The following is an 18,671-nucleotide window of genomic DNA, read 5'->3' as shown; positions in this document are numbered from 1 at the left end:
CGCGCGCCCTAGGCCTGATCCGGGCCCTTTCCCCTGCCCGCCGCCGCGCAACCGAAACACGAGGTCCCGGGTCAAGCCCGGGACGGCGCATCCCTGTCCCGAGGACTTGCCATGACCGCCCCTGCCCTTCCCGACACCCATCCGCCCGCCAAGAAGACCTGGTGGAAGCAGAACCAGCAGCGCCTGGCGCCCTGGCTGTTCCTGGCGCCGGGGATCTTCATGTTCGCGATGTATGTGGTCATCCCGATCTTCCAGTCGGTGAACATCTCGTTTTACGACTGGGACGGCCTGGGCGAGGCAACCTGGGTCGGCACCGACAACTATGTCGAGCTGATGGACGATGAGGCCTTCTATACCTCGCTGAAGAACAACGTGATCTGGCTGGTGCTCTACATGCTGGCAATCCCCGGCGGGCTGATGGTGGCGCTGTTTCTCAACCAGACGGTGCGCGGCATCCGGATCTACAAGTCGCTGTTCTTCTTTCCCTTCGTGATCTCCCAGGTGGTGGTCGGCCTGGTCTTTGCCTGGTTCTACGATCCCACCTACGGGCTGATGAACATCGCGCTGGGGTGGTTCGGGATCGAGCCGATTGCGGTGCTGGCGAACGAGGATTACGTCACCTACGGCATCATTGCCGCCGGGCTCTGGCCGCAGACCGCCTATTGCATGATCCTCTATCTCACCGGGTTGAACGCCGTCGATCCCGAGCAGATCGAGGCCGCGCGTCTCGACAATGCCAAGGGGGTCAAGATGCTCTGGTACGTGATCCTGCCACAGCTGCGCCCGGCCACCTTCATCGCCATCGTGGTGACCGTGATCGGCGCGCTGCGCAGCTTCGACCTGATCTCGATCATGACCGACGGCGGCCCCTGGGGCAGCTCACGGGTGCTGGCCTTCTACATGTATGAACAGGCGTTCAGCGAATACGGCTTCCGCATGGGTTATGGCGCGGCCATCGCCGTGGTGCTGTTCCTCATCATGATGGTCTATATCACCGGTTTTCTTTACAAAATGTACCGCGACGAGAGAGGTCTCTGAGATGTTTCCGACCCCGATCGAAAAGACCTCCGCCGGCACCCGGGCCCTCTATCGCATAGCCCTGCCGATCGCACTGATCGTCTGGTTGCTGCCGCTGATCGCCGTGGCGCTGACCTCGGTGCGCTCGGCCGGCGACATCACCGCCGGCAACTACTGGGGCTGGCCCACCAGCTTCAACCTGATCGAGAACTACACCGCGATCTTCGAGCAGACGCCGATCGGAAAGTACATCCTGAACTCCTTCAAGGTGACGATCCCGACGGTGATCGGCGCGGTCGGCATCTCCTGCCTCACCGGCTTTGCCTTGGCGGTCTACAAGTTCAAGGGCAACCTGCTGATCTTCTTCATGTTCGTCGCCGGCAACTTCGTGCCGTTCCAGATCCTGATGGTGCCGGTGCGCGACCTGACGCTCGATCTCGGCATGTACAACACCTGGTACGGGCTGGCGCTGTTCCACATCGCCTTTCAGGCCGGGTTTTGCACGCTCTTCATGCGCAACTTCATCAAGGCCTTGCCCTACGAGCTGATCGAGGCGGCGCGTGTCGAGGGCATCTCGGAGATCCGCATCTTCTGGTACGTGGTCATGCCGCTGATGAAACCGGCGCTGGCGGCGCTCTCGGTGCTGATCTTCACTTTCATCTGGAATGATTACTTCTGGGCCACCGTGCTGACCCAGGGCGCCGACAACCAGCCGATCACCGCCGGGCTCTACTCGCTCAACGGCCAGTGGGTCGCCGCCTGGCACCTTGTCTCGGCCGGCTCGATCGTCGCCGCCCTGCCACCGGTGCTGATGTTCTTCCTGATGCAGCGTCACTTCATCGCCGGTCTGACCCTCGGAGCCGTGAAATGATCCAGAGCTGGCGTTTGGACGACAGTCGTCAGACGCTGGTGCTCGCCTCTCAAAAGGACCACCTCGCCGAGGTGGTCTATTGGGGGCCGCGCCTGCCCGACGGCGAAGACCTCGACACCCTCGCGCACGCCCATGCCATCGACGTCACCGGTGGCATGCTTGACACCAACCCCGAACTGTCGCTCTGCCCGGAAGCGACCCGCAGCTTTCCCGGCCAGCCCGGGCTGGTGATCCGCGATGGATCGGGCCAGCCGTTCCTGCCGAAGTTCTGCTTCGACAGCGCCGAAGCGGCCGAGAACCGCCTGACCCTCACCTTCCGCGATCAATCTGGCGTGCTGACCTATCGCGCCGACTTCACCATCGATCCGCAGACCCATGTGATCGAGGCCCGCGCCGAGATTGAGGCCACAGAGCCGATGCACCTGCACTGGCTTTCCGCGCCGGTCTTTCCCGCGCCGCAGGCCAGCGACGAGATGATCGATTTCGCCGGCCGCTGGTGTGGCGAGTTCCAGATGAACCGCACCGCCTGGTCCGCCGGCATCCGCTACCGCGAGAACCGCACCGGCCGCACCGGGCACGAACATTTCCCCGGCCTCATCGTGCCCTGCCGGGGCGCGACCAATGCCTCAGGCCATGCCTATGGCTTCCACTACGGCTGGTCCGGCGGCCATCGGATGATCGCCGAAGAGCTGCCGGACGGTCGCCGACAGGTACAGTTCGGCCATGCCTCCCGGATCGAGACCGCCCCGGCCACCACCTTCGCCACCGCATCGCTCTATGCGATGTTTTCTGACGACGGGCTCAATGGCTGCGCAGTGGCGTTCCAGCGCCACCTGCGCGACCGGATCGTCAGCTTCCCCGATCCCGACCGCCCGCGGCCGGTGCATTACAATTGCTGGGAAGCGGTCTATTTCGATCACAACCTGCCCGAGCTGAAGGAGATCGCCGCGCGCGCGGCCGCGCTCGGGGCCGAGCGTTTCGTGCTTGATGACGGCTGGTTTGGCGACCGCGACGATGACACCCGCTCGCTGTCGGACTGGCAGGTCGATCCGCGCAAGTACCCCGAAGGGCTGACGCCGCTGATCGACCACGTGCACGGGCTCGGCATGTCCTTCGGCATCTGGTTCGAACCGGAGATGATCAACGAGAACTCGAACGTCTTTCGCGCTCACCCCGACTGGGCGCTTGGTGGCGCAGACCAGATCCTCGGCCGCCAGCAGATGGCGCTCAACATGGCGCTGCCCGAGGTGCGCGACTTCCTCTTCGAGCGCATCGGCCGGGTGCTGGCCGACAATGACATCGACTACATCAAATGGGACCACAACCGCGTGCTGCCGATGCCCGATGCGGCGCAGACCCGCGGCTCCTACGCGCTGATCGACCGGCTGCGCGCGGCCTTTCCCGGGGTCGAGATCGAGAGCTGCGCCTCCGGCGGCGGGCGGATCGATTTCGGCATCCTGCAGCGCACCCACCGGGTCTGGCTGTCCGACAGCAACGATGCGGTCGAGCGGCTGAAGATGCAGCACAACGCGGCGCTGTTCCTGCCGATGGTGGTGACCGGCAGCCATGTCGGCCCGCGGACCTGCCACACCTCGGGCCGCACCCTCGACATCCGCTTTCGGGCCTGGGTGGCGGCGCAGCGGCACATGGGCTTCGAGATGGACCCGCGCGAGCTCACCGAAGACGAGGCGCAGGTGCTGGCCGAGGTCACCGGCTGGTGGAAGGACAACCGCCACTGGCTGGCCGGCGCCGATATCCTGCGGCTCGACAGTTCCGACCCGGCGGTGATCGCCGAGCAGCAACTGGAACAGGGCGGCAGCCAGTTCGTGGTCTTTGCCGGCAAGGCCGCCACCTCGGACCAGATCGCGCCGCGCCCGCTGCGGCTGACCCGGCTGTCGCCGGATCGCTCCTATCGGATCGAGCTGCTCAATCGCGGCGATGCACCGGCGCTGTCGCGCGGCGATCAGGCGATCAAGACCCGAGAGTTGGTGCTGTCCGGTGCCTACCTGATGAGCCACGGGCTGACCCTGCCCTGGAGCTTTCCGGAAACCATGTGGGTCTTGAAAGGAAGTTTGGTATGAGTGTTGACCGCCGAAATTGCGCCGGGGATGGCACTTCGGACAAGGCCGCCGACCCCGGAGCAGTACCCCGCACCGCAACCTTTCATGACCTCGACGGCAAGAGCGTGTTCATCACCGGCGGCGGGGCCGGCATCGGTGCCGAGATCACGGACGGCTTCATGGCGCAGGGCGCGCAGGTGGCCTTTGTCCAGCGCTCGGATGCTGGCGGGTTTTGCGACGAGATGGCGGCAAAACACGGTCGCCGGCCGCTCTATCTGCCCTGCGACATCACCGATATCGACCGGCTGAAGGCCTGCATCTCCGAGGCCGCCGAGGCGCATGGCGCGATCACCGCGCTGGTCAACAACGCCGCAAATGACCAGCGCCACGCGGTGGAAGAGGTCACCGAGGCCTACTGGGACCGGTGCCAGGCGATCAACCTCAAGGCCTATTTCTTTGCCTGCCAGGCGGTGATCGCGGGGATGCGGGATGCCGGTGGCGGCGCGATCATCAACTTCTCCTCGATCAGCTACATGATGGGCAACGCCGGCTTTGTCGGCTACACCACGGCCAATTCCGGCATCAACGGCATGACCCGCTCGCTCGCACGCGAGCTTGGACCGGATAAAATCCGGGTAAACGCCCTTGCCCCCGGCTGGGTTCTGACCGAAAAACAGCTCGACATGTGGGCCACGCCGGAGGCGCTGGCCGAACATCTTTCGCGGCAGTGCCTCAAGGATCATCTGGCGCCCCGGGACATCGTCGATGCGGTGCTGTTCCTGGCGTCCGAGACCAGCCGGATGATGACCGGCCAGGCCATGGTCGTGGATGGCGGAGTTGTTGTAACAGGCTGATTGAATGACTGAAATTGCAGAATGGATCGCGGTCGACTGGGGCACGTCGAACCTGAGGGCCTGGCTGATGGGCAAGCACGGGGTGATCGGGATGGTCACCTCTGACAAGGGCATGGGCGCGCTCACGCGCGAAGGCTTCGAGCCCGAGCTGCTGCGGCTGGTGGGCGACCACCTGCCGGCCGAGGGCAGCGTGCCGGTGATCGCCTGCGGCATGGTGGGCGCGCGGCAGGGCTGGCACGAGGCGCCCTATATCACCACGCCCTGCACCGCGCCCGGCGTGGCGCAGGCGGTGACGCCCGAGGTGCGCGACCCGCGGCTCGCGGTGCGCATCCTGCCCGGCGTCTCTCAGGCCAGCCCGCCCGACGTGATGCGCGGCGAGGAGACCCAGATCGCCGGCTTTCTGGCGCAGAACCCGGACTTCGACGGCGTGCTCTGCCTGCCTGGCACCCATACCAAGTGGGTGCATATCTCGGCGCGAGAGATCGTCAGCTTCCGCACCTTTATGACCGGCGAGATGTTTGCCCTGCTGTCGGGCCAGTCGGTGCTGCGGCACTCGGTCTCCGGCGACGGCTGGGACCAAGCGGCCTTTGACGCGGCGGTCAGCGACGCAATGGGCACCCCGCAGAAATTCACCGCCCGGCTGTTCTCGCTGCGCGCCGGATCGCTGCTCGACGGCACCGATGCCGCCACCTCGCGGGCGCGTCTGTCGGGGCTGCTGATGGGGCTCGAGATCGCCGGAGCAAAGGACTATTGGCTCGGCCGCGAGATCGTGCTGATCGGCGCGCCGAAACTCAACGCATTGTACACCGCGGCATTGACGCCGCAGGGCGCCTCGGTCCGCGAAACCGACGGCGCCGATATCGTTCTGGCAGGCCTGAAGGCCGCCCATGAGGAGAGCAACACATGAGCCGCGAAATCATTGCCATTCTGCGCGGGGTCACCCCCGGCGAGGTTCTCGAGATCGGCGAGACGCTGGTCGCCGCCGGCATCGACCGGATCGAGGTGCCGCTGAACTCGCCAGACCCTTTCAAGTCGATCGGCATCCTCGCCGAGGGCCTGAAGGGCCGCGCCACCATCGGCGCCGGCACCGTTCTGACGCCGGAACAGGTCGATGAGTTGCAGGCCGTCGGCGGCACGCTGGTGGTCTCGCCCGATTGCAACCCCGAGGTCATCGACCGCGCCAAAGCGTTGAACATGCAGTCATTCCCCGGCGTCGCCACGCCCAGCGAGTGCTTCACCGCGCTGCGCCATGGCGCCGATGGTCTGAAGTTCTTCCCCGGCTTTCTGGTCGGCGCCAAGGGCCTCGCCGCGATCTCGGCGGTGCTGCCCAAGGGGACGAAAACCTATGCGGTCGGCGGCGCGGGCCCCGAGAACTTCGGTGAGTGGTTCGACGCGGGCGTGACCGGTTTCGGCATCGGCTCGGCGCTCTACAAGCCCGGCATGAGCGCGGCCGAGGTGGGCGAAAAGGCCCGCGCGATCGTCGCCGCCTATGACGCAGGCCGGCCTGCATGAAGCGGACGCTCGGCACCTGTTATTACCCCGAACACTGGCCGCGCGACATCTGGCCAGAGGACGCGCGGCGGATGGCAGAGGCCGGGCTGACCTGGGTCCGGATCGGCGAGTTTGCCTGGTCGCGGCTCGAGCCCCAGCCGGGGCAGTATGACTTCGGCTGGCTCGATGACGCCATCGCGGTGCTGGGCGCCGCCGGTCTCAAGGTGGTGCTGGGCACGCCGACGGCGACGCCGCCGCGCTGGATGGTCGACCGTCACCCCGACATGCTGGCCGTCGATGCCGAGGGTCGGCCGCGCAAGTTCGGCTCGCGGCGGCACTACTGCTTTTCGCATCAGGGCTACCGCGACGACTGTGCGGTGATCGTCGGCAAGCTGGCCGAGCGCTACGGGCGCAACCCGCATGTCGCCGCGTGGCAGACCGACAATGAATACGCCTGCCATGACACCGTGCTGTCCTATTCCGAGACCGCGCGTCAGAGCTTTCGCCGCTGGCTGCGCGCGCGTTACCCGGGCCAAGGCAACGACGGTGACATCGACGCGCTGAACCGCGCCTGGGGCAATGTCTTCTGGTCGATGGAGTACGACAGTTTCGAGCAGATCGACCTGCCCAACCTGACGGTGACCGAGCCGAACCCTTCGCATGTGCTGGATTTCCGCCGCTTCGCCTCGGACGAGGTGGTGAGTTTCAACCGGCTGCAGGTCGACATCATCCGCCGGCACTCCGAGGCGCCGATCTCCCATAACTACATGGGAAAGATTACCGATTTCGATCACTACACGCTGGGCAACGATCTCGAGATCGCGGCCTGGGACAGCTATCCGCTGGGGTTTCTCGAGGATCGGGTGACCGCCACCGACGCCCATCGCCGCACCTATGCGCGGCAGGGCGATCCGGATTTTCAGGCCTTCCACCACGACCTCTACCGTGCGGTGGGCCGCGGCCGCCTCTGGGTGATGGAACAGCAGCCCGGCCCGGTGAACTGGGCGCCCTACAACCCGGCGCCCCTGCCCGGCATGGTGCGGCTCTGGACCTGGGAGGCCTTTGCCCATGGCGCCGAGGCGGTCTGCTATTTCCGCTGGCGGCAGGCGCCGATGGCGCAGGAACTGATGCACGCCGGCATGCTGCGGCCCGACAGCGTCGATGCGCCGGCGATCCATGAGGCGCGCACGGTGGCGGCGGAGCTACGACACGCGCCGGACGTGGCCACGGCGCAGGCCCCGGTGGCGATGCTGTTCGATTACGAGGCCGACTGGGCCTGGCAGATCCAGCCGCATGGCCAAGGATTGCGCTATTTCGACCTGGTATTCGACTGGTATCGCGGGCTGCGCAGGCTCGGGCTCTCGGTCGATATTCTGCGGCCCGGCGGCGATCTCTCGGGTTATCGGCTGGTGGCCGTGCCGGGGGCGATGCACCTGTCGGAGGCGATGAAGACGGCGCTGGCTGAGAGCGAAGCGGTGGTGCTGCTGGGCCCGCGGACCGGCGCGCGCACCGAGAGCATGAAGATCCCGGTTCCGCTGCCGCCGGCGCTGCCGGGGCTCGACGCCGTGGTCTCGCGTGTCGAGAGCCTGCGGCCCGACATGCCGGTGGCGCTGAAGTCGGCCGGTGCGGTGACGCTCTACCGCGAGTTTGTCGAGACTTCGGCGGACGTGATCGAGGAAACCATCGATGGTGAGCCGGTGTTGATGGCCAGCGGACAGTTCGCCTATGTCACCAGCTGGCTCGACGACACCGCCCTCGCACGGGTGCTGGGCTGGGCCTGCGACAAAGTCGGACTGGAGGTCAGCGAGATGCCGGAGGGCGTGCGCCGGCGCGACACCGGCACAGAGACCTTCTGGTTCAACTACAGCGAAAGCGCGGCACAGGTGGCGGGGATCAACCTGCCGCCGATCTCGGTAACCCGCGTGTAATCAAAGACTTACGGGGCAAAACTCCCGCGCCTCCAAGCGCCCCGGAAAGACAACCCGGACGACCGACAGACGGCAGATCAAAGCCGGCCTCTAACCTCGTATAATCTTTTGAGATCAGTGACTTCCGCGACGGCCTTCACGCCCCGGACGACAGTATTTGGTCCATTGACATCGCCGGTTGCGCGCAGCCTGCCTCGCCCACGATCCGCGCCGGCACGCCGGCCACGGTCTTGCACGGCGGCACCTCAGACAGCACCACCGAGCCCGCGGCAATGCGCGAGCAGTTGCCCACCCGGATATTGCCAAGCACCTTGGCACCGGCGCCGATCAGCACACCATCGCCGATCTTGGGGTGGCGGTCCTGCTCTTCCTTGCCGGTGCCGCCGAGGGTCACCGAATGCAGCATCGAGACGTTGTCGCCGACCACCGCCGTCTCGCCGATGACGATGGAATGGGCGTGGTCGATCATGATCCCCTTGCCGATCCGCGCGGCCGGATGAATGTCGATGCCAAACACCTCGGACACCCGCATCTGGATGAAATACGACAGATCGCGCCGGCCCTGCTGCCAGAGCCAGTGACCGATGCGATAGGATTGCACCGCTTGGAAGCCCTTGAAGAACAGCAGCGGCTGCAGGAACCTGTGGCAGGCCGGGTCGCGGTCATAGACCGCCGAGATATCGGCGCGGGCGGCATTGCCCAGACCGGGGTCACCGGCATAGGCCTCGTCGCAGATCTCGCGCAGGATCTGCTCGGACATTTCGCCAGAAGCCAGCTTCAGCGAAATCCGGTAGCTCAGCGCGCGTTCCAGCGAGGGATGATGCAGCACGCTCTGGTGGATCAGCCCGCCCAGCAGCGGCTCGTCAGCGACCGCGGTTTCCGCCTCGTCGAGAACCCGCGCCCAGATCGGGTCGACCTGTGCAATATGCGTCTGTGTCCGGGCCATGGCATCCTCGTCTCCGGTGTCCGTGTCCCTAGATATAACACCTCTGTCGCCAAGGCCAAATGCAAACCTGTGATCGAGGCCATCTCCATACCTGATCAATCGGCGAAAACCCTGTCCGACCAGGGGCATAGACCGGCAGACATCAGCGTCGCCGCGCCGCAGTTTGCCGTGCTGCGCGCCAGTCGAGCAAGGCCCGGAACACCTGCTCGAGGCAGCGGCAATAGCGCGCTTCTCCCAACGCCGGTTCATCGGCCAGCGGCCGCGCGCGGGCCGCAGCCATCAGCGTGCCATTGCCCCAAAGCCGGTGCGGCCGCCCCAACCGCTTGGCGTAGCGGTCGGCGAAATCCGCCTCCTCGATCATCCGGTGGCAGAGCGCCTCGCGCGCGCTCTCCGGCACCATCAGCAGCGCCCGCGCCGCCGCGGTGACATCGCCATGCAGAACCGGCCGCATCGGCTCAACCCGCCCAGCGCGCAAAGAGGCCGGGGCCGTAGATGTCGGACAGCTGCGCCACCTCGACCGCCAGTCCCGCGCCGGCCCCATCCGCGGCCTGCATCGCGGCGGTATAGGCAAAGCCCGGCGTGTCCACCGTGACCTCGCGCAGCACCCCGCCGTCATCGAGCACCCGCAGCAGATAGGCCTCGCGCGCCTCGGCCAAGGGCACCTCGGCCAGGTCCCAGCTGTCGCCATCGACGCGGGTACGCCGGATCCAGTTCAGCTGCAGGTCGCCGCCCTGCCATGACCCGCGCAGATGCGCCGGGCTGTAGGGTCGCAGCCCGTTGCCGTCGAAGGCATGTTCCTCATGGGTATAGGACGCATCGCCCACCGGCCGCCGCGCCGGCCCGATGCGGTAGTGCCGCGACACCCGCCGCAACGAGGAAGCCAGGCTGATCTGCTGCGGCGCACTGTCGAGCAGCACCACGTAAGAGCCTGTGGGCCAGGTCTGCGGCATCAGCGCATCGGTGCCGAGCTGGCCGCGCAGCCGGTGGCTCAGCAGCCAGGTGTCGGCGTCGATCAGCTGCGCGTCGCGGAACTGGAACAGCTCCCAGCCGTCCGGCGTGCCGTCGCCGATCGCACAGAGGTTGGCACCGGAGAGCAGCTGCGCCTCGGTCACCGACGAGAAGACGCCGGTGGTGAGCTTGACCTGCAAGGCGTCGCCGCGGTCGATCAGCCCCGGTTGCGCCCGGGTCAGCGGCGTTTCGGTCACGCCAAAGGTGGCGCGGGCGGCGAAGGTGTCGCTCAGCGCGTAATCGGTATCCTGCGCCGAGGCATAGACCGCCACGGTGCCCGGCCAGGGCTTGGCCACCAGCGCCAGGTGCGGTGCATGCGGCACCTCGTCGCCAGTCATCAGCGGCAGGTCCATGAACAGCGGCAGCACCGGCACCGGCGCCACGAAGGGCGTCACGCTGCCCGGCTCCTCGGGCACATCCACCGGGTCATAGACCTCCGGCTCGATCCGCACCGCCTCGATGATCTGTTCGCGGCCGGTCTCCATCCGGTCGACGCGGTAGAGCGCACGGCCGCCCTCCTCGGGCAGCGAGACCACGTCGCCCGGCCCGAGATCAAGCCGGGACGGCGGCAGGGCAAAGCGCGCCTGTTCGCGCGCCACCCGCGCCTCGGCCAGCCAGCGCTCCACCGTCTGGCGGCCCTCGGCGCGGGTCATCACCAGCGGCATCTCGCTGCGCGACACCGTGTGGGTGGCGTCATCGGGCAGCACCGCCTCTTCGGCGATGGTGTCGTAATCGCCGTCCGAGCGGATGAACTCGAGCCGCACCCGGCCGGCCATCTCCGCCTCCGAGGCGCGGGCGTGCATCAACGTGCCGTCGAGATCGGGGCTGAGCGCCAGCCGCTCGGCGTCGATCTCGTGGGGGGTCTGCCCGTCGCGCATGAGGAACCGCAGAACCCCGTCGCGCTCGACCGCGTCAAAGCCGAAGCGCAGCATCAGCGGCTGCAGCAGGCGCCGCATGTCGCCGCTGTCGGCCACGCTATAGCCGCGCACGAAGCCATGCAGCCCGGAGACGTCATAGGCCAGCACCCCGGCCTCCTCGCAGATCTCGGCCACCAGCCGTGCCAGTGACAGGCCGGAGACCCGCCCGTTGAGCCAATGGCCACGGCGGTAGTTCCCGGCATCGCTCCACAGTGCGTCATTGCCGGGAAAGGCGGGGAACGGCCGTGCGTCCCAAGCCCAGGCAAAGGCGCGGCTCATGTCCACCATCGGGCCGCCGTAGTCCTCGGACACCGGATTGTTGGCCGGATCGGACCAGAAGTCGGTGACCGCCCGCAGATATTGCCGCTGGATCAGCTCGTCGCGTCGACCGTTCGAGAACCGCGGCAGGCTGCTTTCGCTGGATTTCGGATCGAGAAACTTGTTGGGCTGGTTGGTGCCCTTGTCGATGGCGGCACAACCGAATTCGGTGAACCACACCGGCTTGCTCTGTGGCACCCAGGCCGTCGGCTCCTCTTGCCGGATGCCACCGATGCGGTTGTGGTGCGGATGCGACCACCAGTTGCGGATGTCCTTGTAGCGGAACACCCAAGGCTCGCCATGGGCGCCATCGGTGATCGGTTCGCGCCGCTGCGCCGCCAGCGCTTCGGGCGTGTCGTAGTACCAGTCATAGCCCTCGCCGCCAGCCACGTTGCCGCGCAGGTAGTCGAGATTGTAGATCGCGCCAAAGCCCGCGTCGGCGTGTTCCGTGCCCTCGCGCCAGTCAGACAGCGGCATGTAATTGTCGATGCCGATGTAATCGATGTTGCCATCGGCCCAGAGCGGGTCGAGATGGAACAGCACGTCACCCGAGCCCTCCTGCGGGTGATAGCCGAAATACTCCGACCAGTCGGCGGCATAGCCGATCTTCACCCCCGGCCCGAGGATCTCGCGCACGTCCGCCGCCAGCTCGACCAGCGCCGCAACCGCGGGAAAGCTGCCGCCGGCGCCCCTGATCTGCGTCAGGCCCCGCATCTCCGAGCCGATGCAAAAGGCCTCCACCCCACCCGCCGCGGCGCAAAGCGTGGCGTAGTGCAGGATGAAACGACGATAGCTCCACGCGTCAGGTCCGGAATAATCCACCGTCCGGCCGATCAACTCCGTCGCGCCGCCCAGCGCATCGATCACCCCGCCGCCGGCCGCGGTCTGCCCCTCGACCGAGAAATCGCCCACCTGCGCCGTGCCGAAGAACGCCGCCACCTCGGCCTCGGCCGCGGCCGTGCCGTCGGGGCTGGCGGGCCGTCCGGGGGCGAGAGAGGTGGTGATCCGCCCGCGCCAGGGCAGCACCGGCTGATCCTCGGCGTCGCTGTAGGGGTCTGGCAGGCCGTTGCCCGCCTGCTGCTCCATCAGGATGAAGGGATAGAACATCACCGCCTGGCCGCGCGCCTGCAACGCCCGGATGCCTTCGAGCACCGCGCCATCCGAGGGCGTGCCGCCATAGACCGGCGCGCCGTCGCCGTCCTGTGCCACCACCTCGGCCTGGCTGCGCGGCAGACCGCTTACCCGCCAGCGCGCGCCGCGGCCGTCGAATTGCGTCTGCTCGACCTTGGGCTGAACTATGCAGTCGCCGCACCGCAGATCATCGCCGAACCAGCTTACCACCAGCGAGGCCGCGCCCATGTTGGGGCATTCCTCCACCAGCTGGTCGAGCGAGGTTTCGAGGTCGCTGCACCCCGAGGGCGAGTTGAGATTGGCCATCCGCGAATGCCCGTCGCCGTAGCGATAGGCCACCGGGGTGGTGGCCAGCGCATATTCCCCGGTTCCCGGCATCAGCGCCACGCCGCGCAGGTTGTGCGGCACCTCTGCCGGACCCTCGAGCGTGCCGGTCTGCACCGGCTTGGTCACTTCGAAGCTGAATTGCGGCACCCGGTTGCCAAAGGGCGCTAGGTCGAGCTCTTCCAGCACCACATAGGCCGTGCCGCGATAGGCCGGCACCGCTCCGCTGCCCTCCACCGCCTCGATCTTGGGGTCCGGCAGCTGATCGGCGCTGCCTGGATAGACCCGCAGGTTCAGGTCCTCGCGCGAGATCTCCTCGCCATCGGCCCAGATCCGGCCGATCCCGGTGATCTCGCCCTCGCAGAGCGCGATCGCCAGGCTCACCGAGTAGGAATAGGTGGTGGTCTTCACCTCGGGCTGCGACGGCGCACCCTTGCCACCGCCACCGCCGCTCTTCCTGGTTGTCACGTGTTCGGTAAAGGCACTGGCCCAGATCACATGCCCCGACATCCGCGTGCGGCCGTAGCTGCGTGCCATCGGGGCGCCTTCGCCGGCGCGGTTGACGCGGAAGCGGTCGATGCGGTTGCCCTCGACCACCACTTCCGAGCCCTGCCCCATCAGCCGCTGGTCGATGGCCCGGCCCACCGAGGCACCGATGAACCGGCCGACGGCGGTCATCGACAGACCGAGGAAGGTGCCGCCAACGGCGCTGCCAAGGGCGGCCCCAGCCGCGGAAAGAACGATCGTCGCCATCAGGTGATCTCCTCTGGAAAGGCAAACCGGGCCACGATGCGCCGCGCCCATGGGGTGCTCAACGGGCTCTCGATCACGCCGTGACCGCTGTAGGAATGAATGAAGCTGGCCCCGGCACCGACACGCGCCTGAAGCCCCAGATGCTTGGCCACCGCGCCGGCGCGCATGCGAAACAGCAGCACGTCACCGGGCGCCGGCGGACCGCTGCGGCCCCTCAGATGCCGCCGGGCCGCCTGCCACAGACGCTCCTCGCCCTGCGGCTCCGACCAGTCGCGGCTATAGGCCGGCGCGGGCTCCGGCTCGGCCCCCATCACTTCGCGCCAGACCCCGCGCAAAAGGCCGAGGCAATCGCAGCCGGCCCCCCTGACCGAGGTTTGGTGCAGGTAGGGCGTGCCGATCCAGCCTCGGGCCGCCATCACGACCGCGTCACCAACGCCGCTCATCGCCGGCTCCCGCCGGTTGTTGCACCGGCCCGCGCCGGGTTGACCATCAGCCAGTCATCCTCGGGTACATCCGGAAAGCCGCGGAAGTTGAGCAGGTTGTCGAACTTGAAGCGGCAGGTCTCCATCCGCTTGTCACAGCCCGCCGTCAGCCGCACGAGGTCGCCCGCCACCATCTGCGCCCTGAGCGGTTCCCATAGCTCGATCCGCCGCCCTGTGGCCTTGGTTGTATCGCGCTTGATCGGCCCGAAGAGCCCCGCCGCCGCACCAGAGAGCACATCCATCCGCCCGCGCTGAAACCACTCCGGCTCGAAGCCATTGTCGGTGAAAACCGCCACCGAAGAGGTCTCGTCGACCTCCCGCACCGGCCCCTCCCAGACATATCCCGGCGTCGCGAGGTCGAAGCCGCAGGCGCCGTCCCCCAGCACCGCGGTGCACGGCGCTTGATAGACCCGACCGAACGGCCGGTTCAACGCCTCCGCCAGCCCGCGCAGTTCGGCCTCGAAGGCCCCGTCCACGCGCCGCATCTCGCCGATAGTGCCGCGAAACAGCATGTGGCGCTGCGCCACGTCGCGCCAGTTCACCAGCCAGGCCCGGACCTCCGCGCCGTCATAGCGGCCTGCGAGGATGTCCTCTTCGGTGATCGCAGCATCCATCAGCGCGCCCACCGCCTCGGAATTGTCGACCGAGAGCCCGGTGCCCTGCTGCAACGCCATCGCACTGAGCCCGGTATCGGCGCGAAAGCTCAGGCCGTCAAAGCTCAGCTCGCGGTCATGGTCGGTAAAGCCGAAGGACACCCCGTCGGCGCGATCGATCGCCCAGGCGCGGCACAGCGTCGTCAGACCGCTTTGCAGATGCGCCGCCAGGGCCTCTGACAACGCCATCACAGCCGCACCTCCACCACCGGCACCAAGGGCACCTCGCCGGCCTGGAATGAGGCCACAGAGGTGGCGATCCGGTCGGTGTCGAAGCGCACCGGCACATCGAACTCGAAGCCCGCAGTGATCTCCACGTCCTGCAGCGGCGGCGAGGCGAAACTCACCAGACCGGTGGTTACGTCGACCTCGTAATGCACGCCCTCCTGCAGCTCGTCGCCCTGCACCCCCATGCGCACCGTGCCCTGCACCGGCTTGGCGATCCGCCGCGCGTATTCGGCCGCGCCGGAACGATAGGTCTTGATCAGCGGATAGGTCACCGAGGCGCCATCCCCCAGAGCGATCACCTGGTCGGTATAGGCCACCTCGCGGCTCGGCGGGGCGGATTTGTAATCCGACCAGTCCTTCCAGCGAAAGCCGTACATCTGGCCCTGACGCGCCTCGAAGAAGCCGACCAGCCGCTCGATGTCATCGAGCGAGCGCATGCCGACGCCGGCATCATAGCGTCGCCGCGACTGCGACCACGGCGTGTTGCGTTCCTCGAACCCGTTGGCCAGCGTGACGATATCGGTTCGCCGCTCTGGCCCGCCGACCGAGCCAAAGCTCAGGTTGGCGGGAAACCGCACCTCGTGAAAAGCCATTGTCTCCCCTCCCCGGTTACCTGTTGCGACTGCCGCGCGCGAGCACCCGGCTCATCTGCGCCGCGATCTGGCTCTGGCTGCGCTGAAAGCCCTGCGCATCCGGCGTCTGAATGTTCATCACCACGTTGATCGGGCCGCCACCGCCGCCCTGCGCCTGAACACCGAGCTTGCCGTTCGGGCCGCGTGTCAGCGGCATGATCGCCTCTGGCCCGGCCTCGCCCATCAACCCCATGCCGCCACGCATCGGGAACTGCACCGGACCGTTGACGATGCCGCCAGTGGCAAAGGGTGTGACCCGCCCCTGGCTGAAGGCGCCACCCTTCTCGAATGGCATGGCCGAATTCATCACGCCGCCCAGCAGCGCACCGAAGTGATCGGTCACCGGTTTCACTGCCGCGTTGAAAGCGGCGTTGATCATCGACTTGCCAACCACCCCCAGCGCGTCCGACAGGTTCATGCCGTCCAGGATCACCCCGTCGATTGCCTTGCGCAGCCCGCCCGAAAGCGTCGTGCCCAAGGCGCGTGCCTGGTCGCCGGTGGCCGAGAATGTCTGATGTATCCGCTTGAGTTCGCTATCTAACCCTGCCGCCAGCGAGCCCGCCGCGCCCAGCGATTGCGCCAGCGCGTCGACCTGCAGATCGAGATCGTCCAGTCCGTCGAGTTCCGCCATCACTCCGTTCCTTTCTCATCGTCCGGGAAGGCCGAGATCAGCTGCTCCAGCCGGTCCCGCGTCAGCGCGCCACCGCTGCCCCCCACCCCCAGCATCAGCATCAGCTCGGCCGGGGTCAGCGCCCAGAACTCCGCCGGCCTCAGCCCCAGCCCGCGCATCCCCGCCGCCATCAGCCTTGGCCAGCTGATCCGGCTCACGTCTGCTCTACCTCCGGCAGCATGAAGGCCCGCGCCAGAAGCTCCGCCGCCGCCCGCGCAGCGCCCATCGGTCCGCCGGCGATCTCGGCCTGCACCAAGTCCGCCGCTCCGCCCTGCCAGCCACCACCGCGCAATCCCGCCACAATCAGCGCCAGCACATCGCGGCTGGAAAACCGCCCCGCCTCGAACCGCTCGACCAAGTCGACCAGCGATCCCTCGGCCAGCGCCTCTTCCAGCTGGGCCAACGCGCCCAGCGTCAGCTTGAGCACCTGCGCCTCGCCGTCGATCACCAGGCTGACCTCACCCCGCCACGGATTGCCCATCGCTCAGAGCGCCACGAAGGTGAGCGCACCGGCAGAAGCGAGCGAAAGCTCGTATGTCGCCTCGCCATCATGGCTGCCGGCATACTCGAGGCTGGTCACCTGAAACGGGCCCTCGACGGTGCCGAAATCCGGGATGATCACCTGGAAATTTGGTACCTCGGCGTCAAAAAAGATTTGACGCGCCCGCTCGTCGGTACTGTCATCCTTGAAGATGCCCGCGCCCGAGATCGCTGCGCTCTTCACGCCTGCGCCGCCCAGCAGTTCGCGCCAGCCGCCGGCGCTTTCCAGCGAGGTCACATCGACCTGCTCCGCATTGAAACTGATCCGCGAGGCACGCAGCCCCACCATGGTTTCGAATTGCCCAGCGCCGCTGAGATCGACCTTGATCAGAAGGTCCTTGCCGTTTTGAGCCGCCATGTCGCGTCCTCCGGTTGAGAATGTCAGTTGTCTTCCACACGCGCGCGAAAGATCATGTCGATCCGCCGCGTGCCGCTGCTTCGGTCCAGCGCCGCCTTGGCCTGGCGAAAGAAGAGGCCCACCAGCCGTCCGCGGCTCAGCGTCTGCGGCACCGCACCCAGCGCATCGCTCACCGCCGCCGCCGCCTGTTTTGCCTGCTGAAAGCCCTGCGCCTCGGTGATCACCGAGATCCGCAGGTCATGCGCCGCGCCCTGGCCGGTCATGTCAGACCGGTCCCGCGCCGTTTCCGCCCCCAATGTCACGTAGATCGGCGGCAGGGTGCCCGCCGGCACCGCATCATAGATCGCCGATCCGACAATCGCGCCCAACGCTGCGTCGCCTGCGAGTTTCTGGTACACCGCCTCCTGCAAGGCTGCCGCCACCGCATAGCTCATGCCGCCACCTCCTCTTCGGCAAAACAGGTCAGATACCGGGCCTCTGCGCTCCGCTCCGTCACCGCCTCGATCCGCCAGACCCGCGCGCCCTCGCGAAACCGCTGGCCGGCCACCGGCCGCTGCGGATCGCCAAGAGGCGCCGCCCGCACCACGATCCGGTACCCACTCACCGAGTGCGGCCCCGCAGCACCGCGCGCAAACCGCCCCGACCGCGCCGAGACCTCGGCCCAGAGCGTGCCCTGCGGCAGCCAAAGCCGGTCAAAGCCACCGGCGCCATCGGGCACGTCCTGCGGCGCCTCCAGAACCAGCGCCCGGGTCATCCGCGGCGCGCTCATCCCGGCACCCCGCCAAAGCCCGCGCGCAGCCTCCGGTAACGCTCGATCAATGAGGTCACACCGAACGGCATGCAGCCCTGGCCCAGCGTCGTCTCGTCGCGGTATTCGTAGTAATGCGCCGCCAGCAGCATCACCGCCTGGCTCAGGTCTGCCGGCAGCCCGGCCCAGTCCGGCGCATAGCCGGCGCTGAACACTACCGCCACCGTGCCGCCCGTCGGGATCGTCGGCAGGCACGATCCGGTGGCGCGCAGCTGCGGCACCTGTCCATCGGCGATCAGCCGGTAGTCGCCGGGGTCCACGACCTCCGATGTGCTGCCCGCATCGGTGATCGTGACCGCGCTCACCGCCGCTACCGGCGCCACCGGCAGGCTCTGCACCGCCGGGTCGCGCCAGCGCTCCAGCGTATAGGTGAACGCCCGCAGGATCAGCGCCTTGCCGGTCCGCGCCTCAATCGCGGCCATGGCGGCGCGCAGAAAGCTCTCGAGCACCGCGTCTTGGACCGTGGCGCCGGTGAACCCGCTGCCCAGCCGCAGGTGCGCCTTGAATTGCTCGACCGGAAGCGCCGCGAGGGGCACATTGGTCTCTTCTACCAACATCATTTCGGTAACTCCGTCTTCTGCCTTACCGGCCCCTGATCGCTGAACCCCGGGTTCAGGCGCGCGCCACCCACGTTGCTCGAACGGGGGGAGCAGCCAGACAACGCAGGTCTCCCGGCGCGCGC

At 67.3% G+C, this 18,671-nt stretch carries 20 protein-coding genes; 7 read left to right on the top strand and 13 right to left on the bottom strand.

Going from position 1 to position 18,671, the window contains the following annotated elements; translation table 11 throughout:
• Positions 1 to 111: 111 nt before the first annotated feature.
• From VOI27_RS08605 to VOI27_RS08575, 7 genes are read left to right on the top strand one after another with little or no spacing between them, the layout of a single operon-like run.
• On the top strand, positions 112 to 1,038 hold the full coding sequence (locus tag VOI27_RS08605; RefSeq protein WP_323764918.1) for a sugar ABC transporter permease: 927 nt from the start codon (positions 112 to 114) through the stop codon (positions 1,036 to 1,038).
• A 1-nt stretch (position 1,039) separates the two neighbouring features.
• Positions 1,040 to 1,888: a carbohydrate ABC transporter permease gene (locus VOI27_RS08600; RefSeq protein ID WP_323764917.1), complete on the top strand. Its 849-nt coding sequence runs from the start codon at positions 1,040 to 1,042 to the stop codon at positions 1,886 to 1,888.
• Complete coding sequence (locus tag VOI27_RS08595; RefSeq protein WP_323764916.1) at positions 1,885 to 3,969, top strand: alpha-galactosidase; 2,085 nt, start codon at positions 1,885 to 1,887, stop codon at positions 3,967 to 3,969. Before VOI27_RS08600 ends, VOI27_RS08595 begins: the two co-directional genes overlap by 4 nt.
• A complete protein-coding gene (locus tag VOI27_RS08590; RefSeq protein ID WP_323764915.1) occupies positions 3,966 to 4,802 on the top strand; it encodes an SDR family oxidoreductase in 837 nt (278 codons plus the stop codon). Before VOI27_RS08595 ends, VOI27_RS08590 begins: the two co-directional genes overlap by 4 nt.
• Before the next feature lie 4 nt (positions 4,803 to 4,806).
• Positions 4,807 to 5,709 carry a 2-dehydro-3-deoxygalactonokinase gene (locus tag VOI27_RS08585; protein WP_323764913.1) on the top strand — a complete coding sequence of 301 codons (903 nt, stop codon included), beginning with the start codon at positions 4,807 to 4,809 and terminating at the stop codon, positions 5,707 to 5,709.
• Positions 5,706 to 6,314 (top strand): 2-dehydro-3-deoxy-6-phosphogalactonate aldolase, encoded by a 609-nt coding sequence (locus VOI27_RS08580; RefSeq protein WP_323764912.1) that lies wholly within the window; start codon positions 5,706 to 5,708, stop codon positions 6,312 to 6,314. Before VOI27_RS08585 ends, VOI27_RS08580 begins: the two co-directional genes overlap by 4 nt.
• Entirely contained in the window at positions 6,311 to 8,221 is a 1,911-nt protein-coding gene (locus tag VOI27_RS08575) for a beta-galactosidase (protein WP_323764911.1), read from the top strand. Before VOI27_RS08580 ends, VOI27_RS08575 begins: the two co-directional genes overlap by 4 nt.
• A 136-nt stretch (positions 8,222 to 8,357) precedes the next feature.
• Here the strand turns inward: VOI27_RS08575 and cysE are convergent, their stop codons facing one another.
• The 13 genes from cysE to VOI27_RS08510 form a co-directional block, all read right to left on the bottom strand.
• Complete coding sequence (cysE, locus tag VOI27_RS08570; protein WP_323764910.1) at positions 8,358 to 9,167, bottom strand: serine O-acetyltransferase; 810 nt, start codon at positions 9,165 to 9,167, stop codon at positions 8,358 to 8,360.
• 142 nt (positions 9,168 to 9,309) lie between these two features.
• The gene (locus tag VOI27_RS08565) at positions 9,310 to 9,618 is read right to left on the bottom strand and encodes a hypothetical protein (RefSeq protein WP_323764909.1); all 309 of its coding nucleotides are present in this window, start codon (positions 9,616 to 9,618) and stop codon (positions 9,310 to 9,312) included.
• 4 nt (positions 9,619 to 9,622) lie between these two features.
• Positions 9,623 to 13,618 carry a baseplate multidomain protein megatron gene (locus VOI27_RS08560; protein WP_323764908.1) on the bottom strand — a complete coding sequence of 1,332 codons (3,996 nt, stop codon included), beginning with the start codon at positions 13,616 to 13,618 and terminating at the stop codon, positions 9,623 to 9,625.
• Complete coding sequence (locus VOI27_RS08555) at positions 13,618 to 14,061, bottom strand: NlpC/P60 family protein (RefSeq protein ID WP_323764907.1); 444 nt, start codon at positions 14,059 to 14,061, stop codon at positions 13,618 to 13,620. The genes VOI27_RS08560 and VOI27_RS08555 overlap by 1 nt, the downstream gene beginning before the upstream one ends.
• A complete protein-coding gene (locus tag VOI27_RS08550; protein ID WP_323764906.1) occupies positions 14,058 to 14,942 on the bottom strand; it encodes a DUF2163 domain-containing protein in 885 nt (294 codons plus the stop codon). The genes VOI27_RS08555 and VOI27_RS08550 overlap by 4 nt, the downstream gene beginning before the upstream one ends.
• Positions 14,942 to 15,574, bottom strand: coding sequence for a DUF2460 domain-containing protein (locus VOI27_RS08545; RefSeq protein ID WP_323764905.1), 633 nt, complete (start codon positions 15,572 to 15,574; stop codon positions 14,942 to 14,944). The genes VOI27_RS08550 and VOI27_RS08545 overlap by 1 nt, the downstream gene beginning before the upstream one ends.
• Positions 15,575 to 15,590: 16 nt before the next feature.
• Entirely contained in the window at positions 15,591 to 16,244 is a 654-nt protein-coding gene (locus tag VOI27_RS08540) for a phage tail tape measure protein (protein ID WP_323764904.1), read from the bottom strand.
• Positions 16,244 to 16,441, bottom strand: a complete 198-nt coding sequence (locus tag VOI27_RS08535) for a rcc01693 family protein (RefSeq protein WP_323764903.1) — start codon at positions 16,439 to 16,441, stop codon at positions 16,244 to 16,246. The genes VOI27_RS08540 and VOI27_RS08535 overlap by 1 nt, the downstream gene beginning before the upstream one ends.
• Positions 16,438 to 16,764, bottom strand: coding sequence for a gene transfer agent family protein (locus VOI27_RS08530; protein ID WP_323764902.1), 327 nt, complete (start codon positions 16,762 to 16,764; stop codon positions 16,438 to 16,440). The genes VOI27_RS08535 and VOI27_RS08530 overlap by 4 nt, the downstream gene beginning before the upstream one ends.
• Positions 16,765 to 16,767: 3 nt before the next feature.
• On the bottom strand, positions 16,768 to 17,181 hold the full coding sequence (locus VOI27_RS08525) for a phage major tail protein, TP901-1 family (protein WP_323764901.1): 414 nt from the start codon (positions 17,179 to 17,181) through the stop codon (positions 16,768 to 16,770).
• A 23-nt stretch (positions 17,182 to 17,204) separates the two neighbouring features.
• On the bottom strand, positions 17,205 to 17,615 hold the full coding sequence (locus VOI27_RS08520; RefSeq protein ID WP_323764900.1) for a DUF3168 domain-containing protein: 411 nt from the start codon (positions 17,613 to 17,615) through the stop codon (positions 17,205 to 17,207).
• Positions 17,612 to 17,950, bottom strand: a complete 339-nt coding sequence (locus VOI27_RS08515; protein ID WP_323764899.1) for a head-tail adaptor protein — start codon at positions 17,948 to 17,950, stop codon at positions 17,612 to 17,614. Before VOI27_RS08515 ends, VOI27_RS08520 begins: the two co-directional genes overlap by 4 nt.
• Positions 17,947 to 18,549, bottom strand: a complete 603-nt coding sequence (locus VOI27_RS08510; protein WP_323764898.1) for a head-tail connector protein — start codon at positions 18,547 to 18,549, stop codon at positions 17,947 to 17,949. The genes VOI27_RS08515 and VOI27_RS08510 overlap by 4 nt, the downstream gene beginning before the upstream one ends.
• Positions 18,550 to 18,671: the final 122 nt, after the last annotated feature.

The sequence above is a fragment of the Marinovum sp. genome (genome assembly GCF_034669705.1).
GTDB lineage: Bacteria > Pseudomonadota > Alphaproteobacteria > Rhodobacterales > Rhodobacteraceae > Marinovum.
Note: the sequence above shows the minus strand (reverse complement) of the source record. Positions and strands in the feature narration are given on the sequence as shown.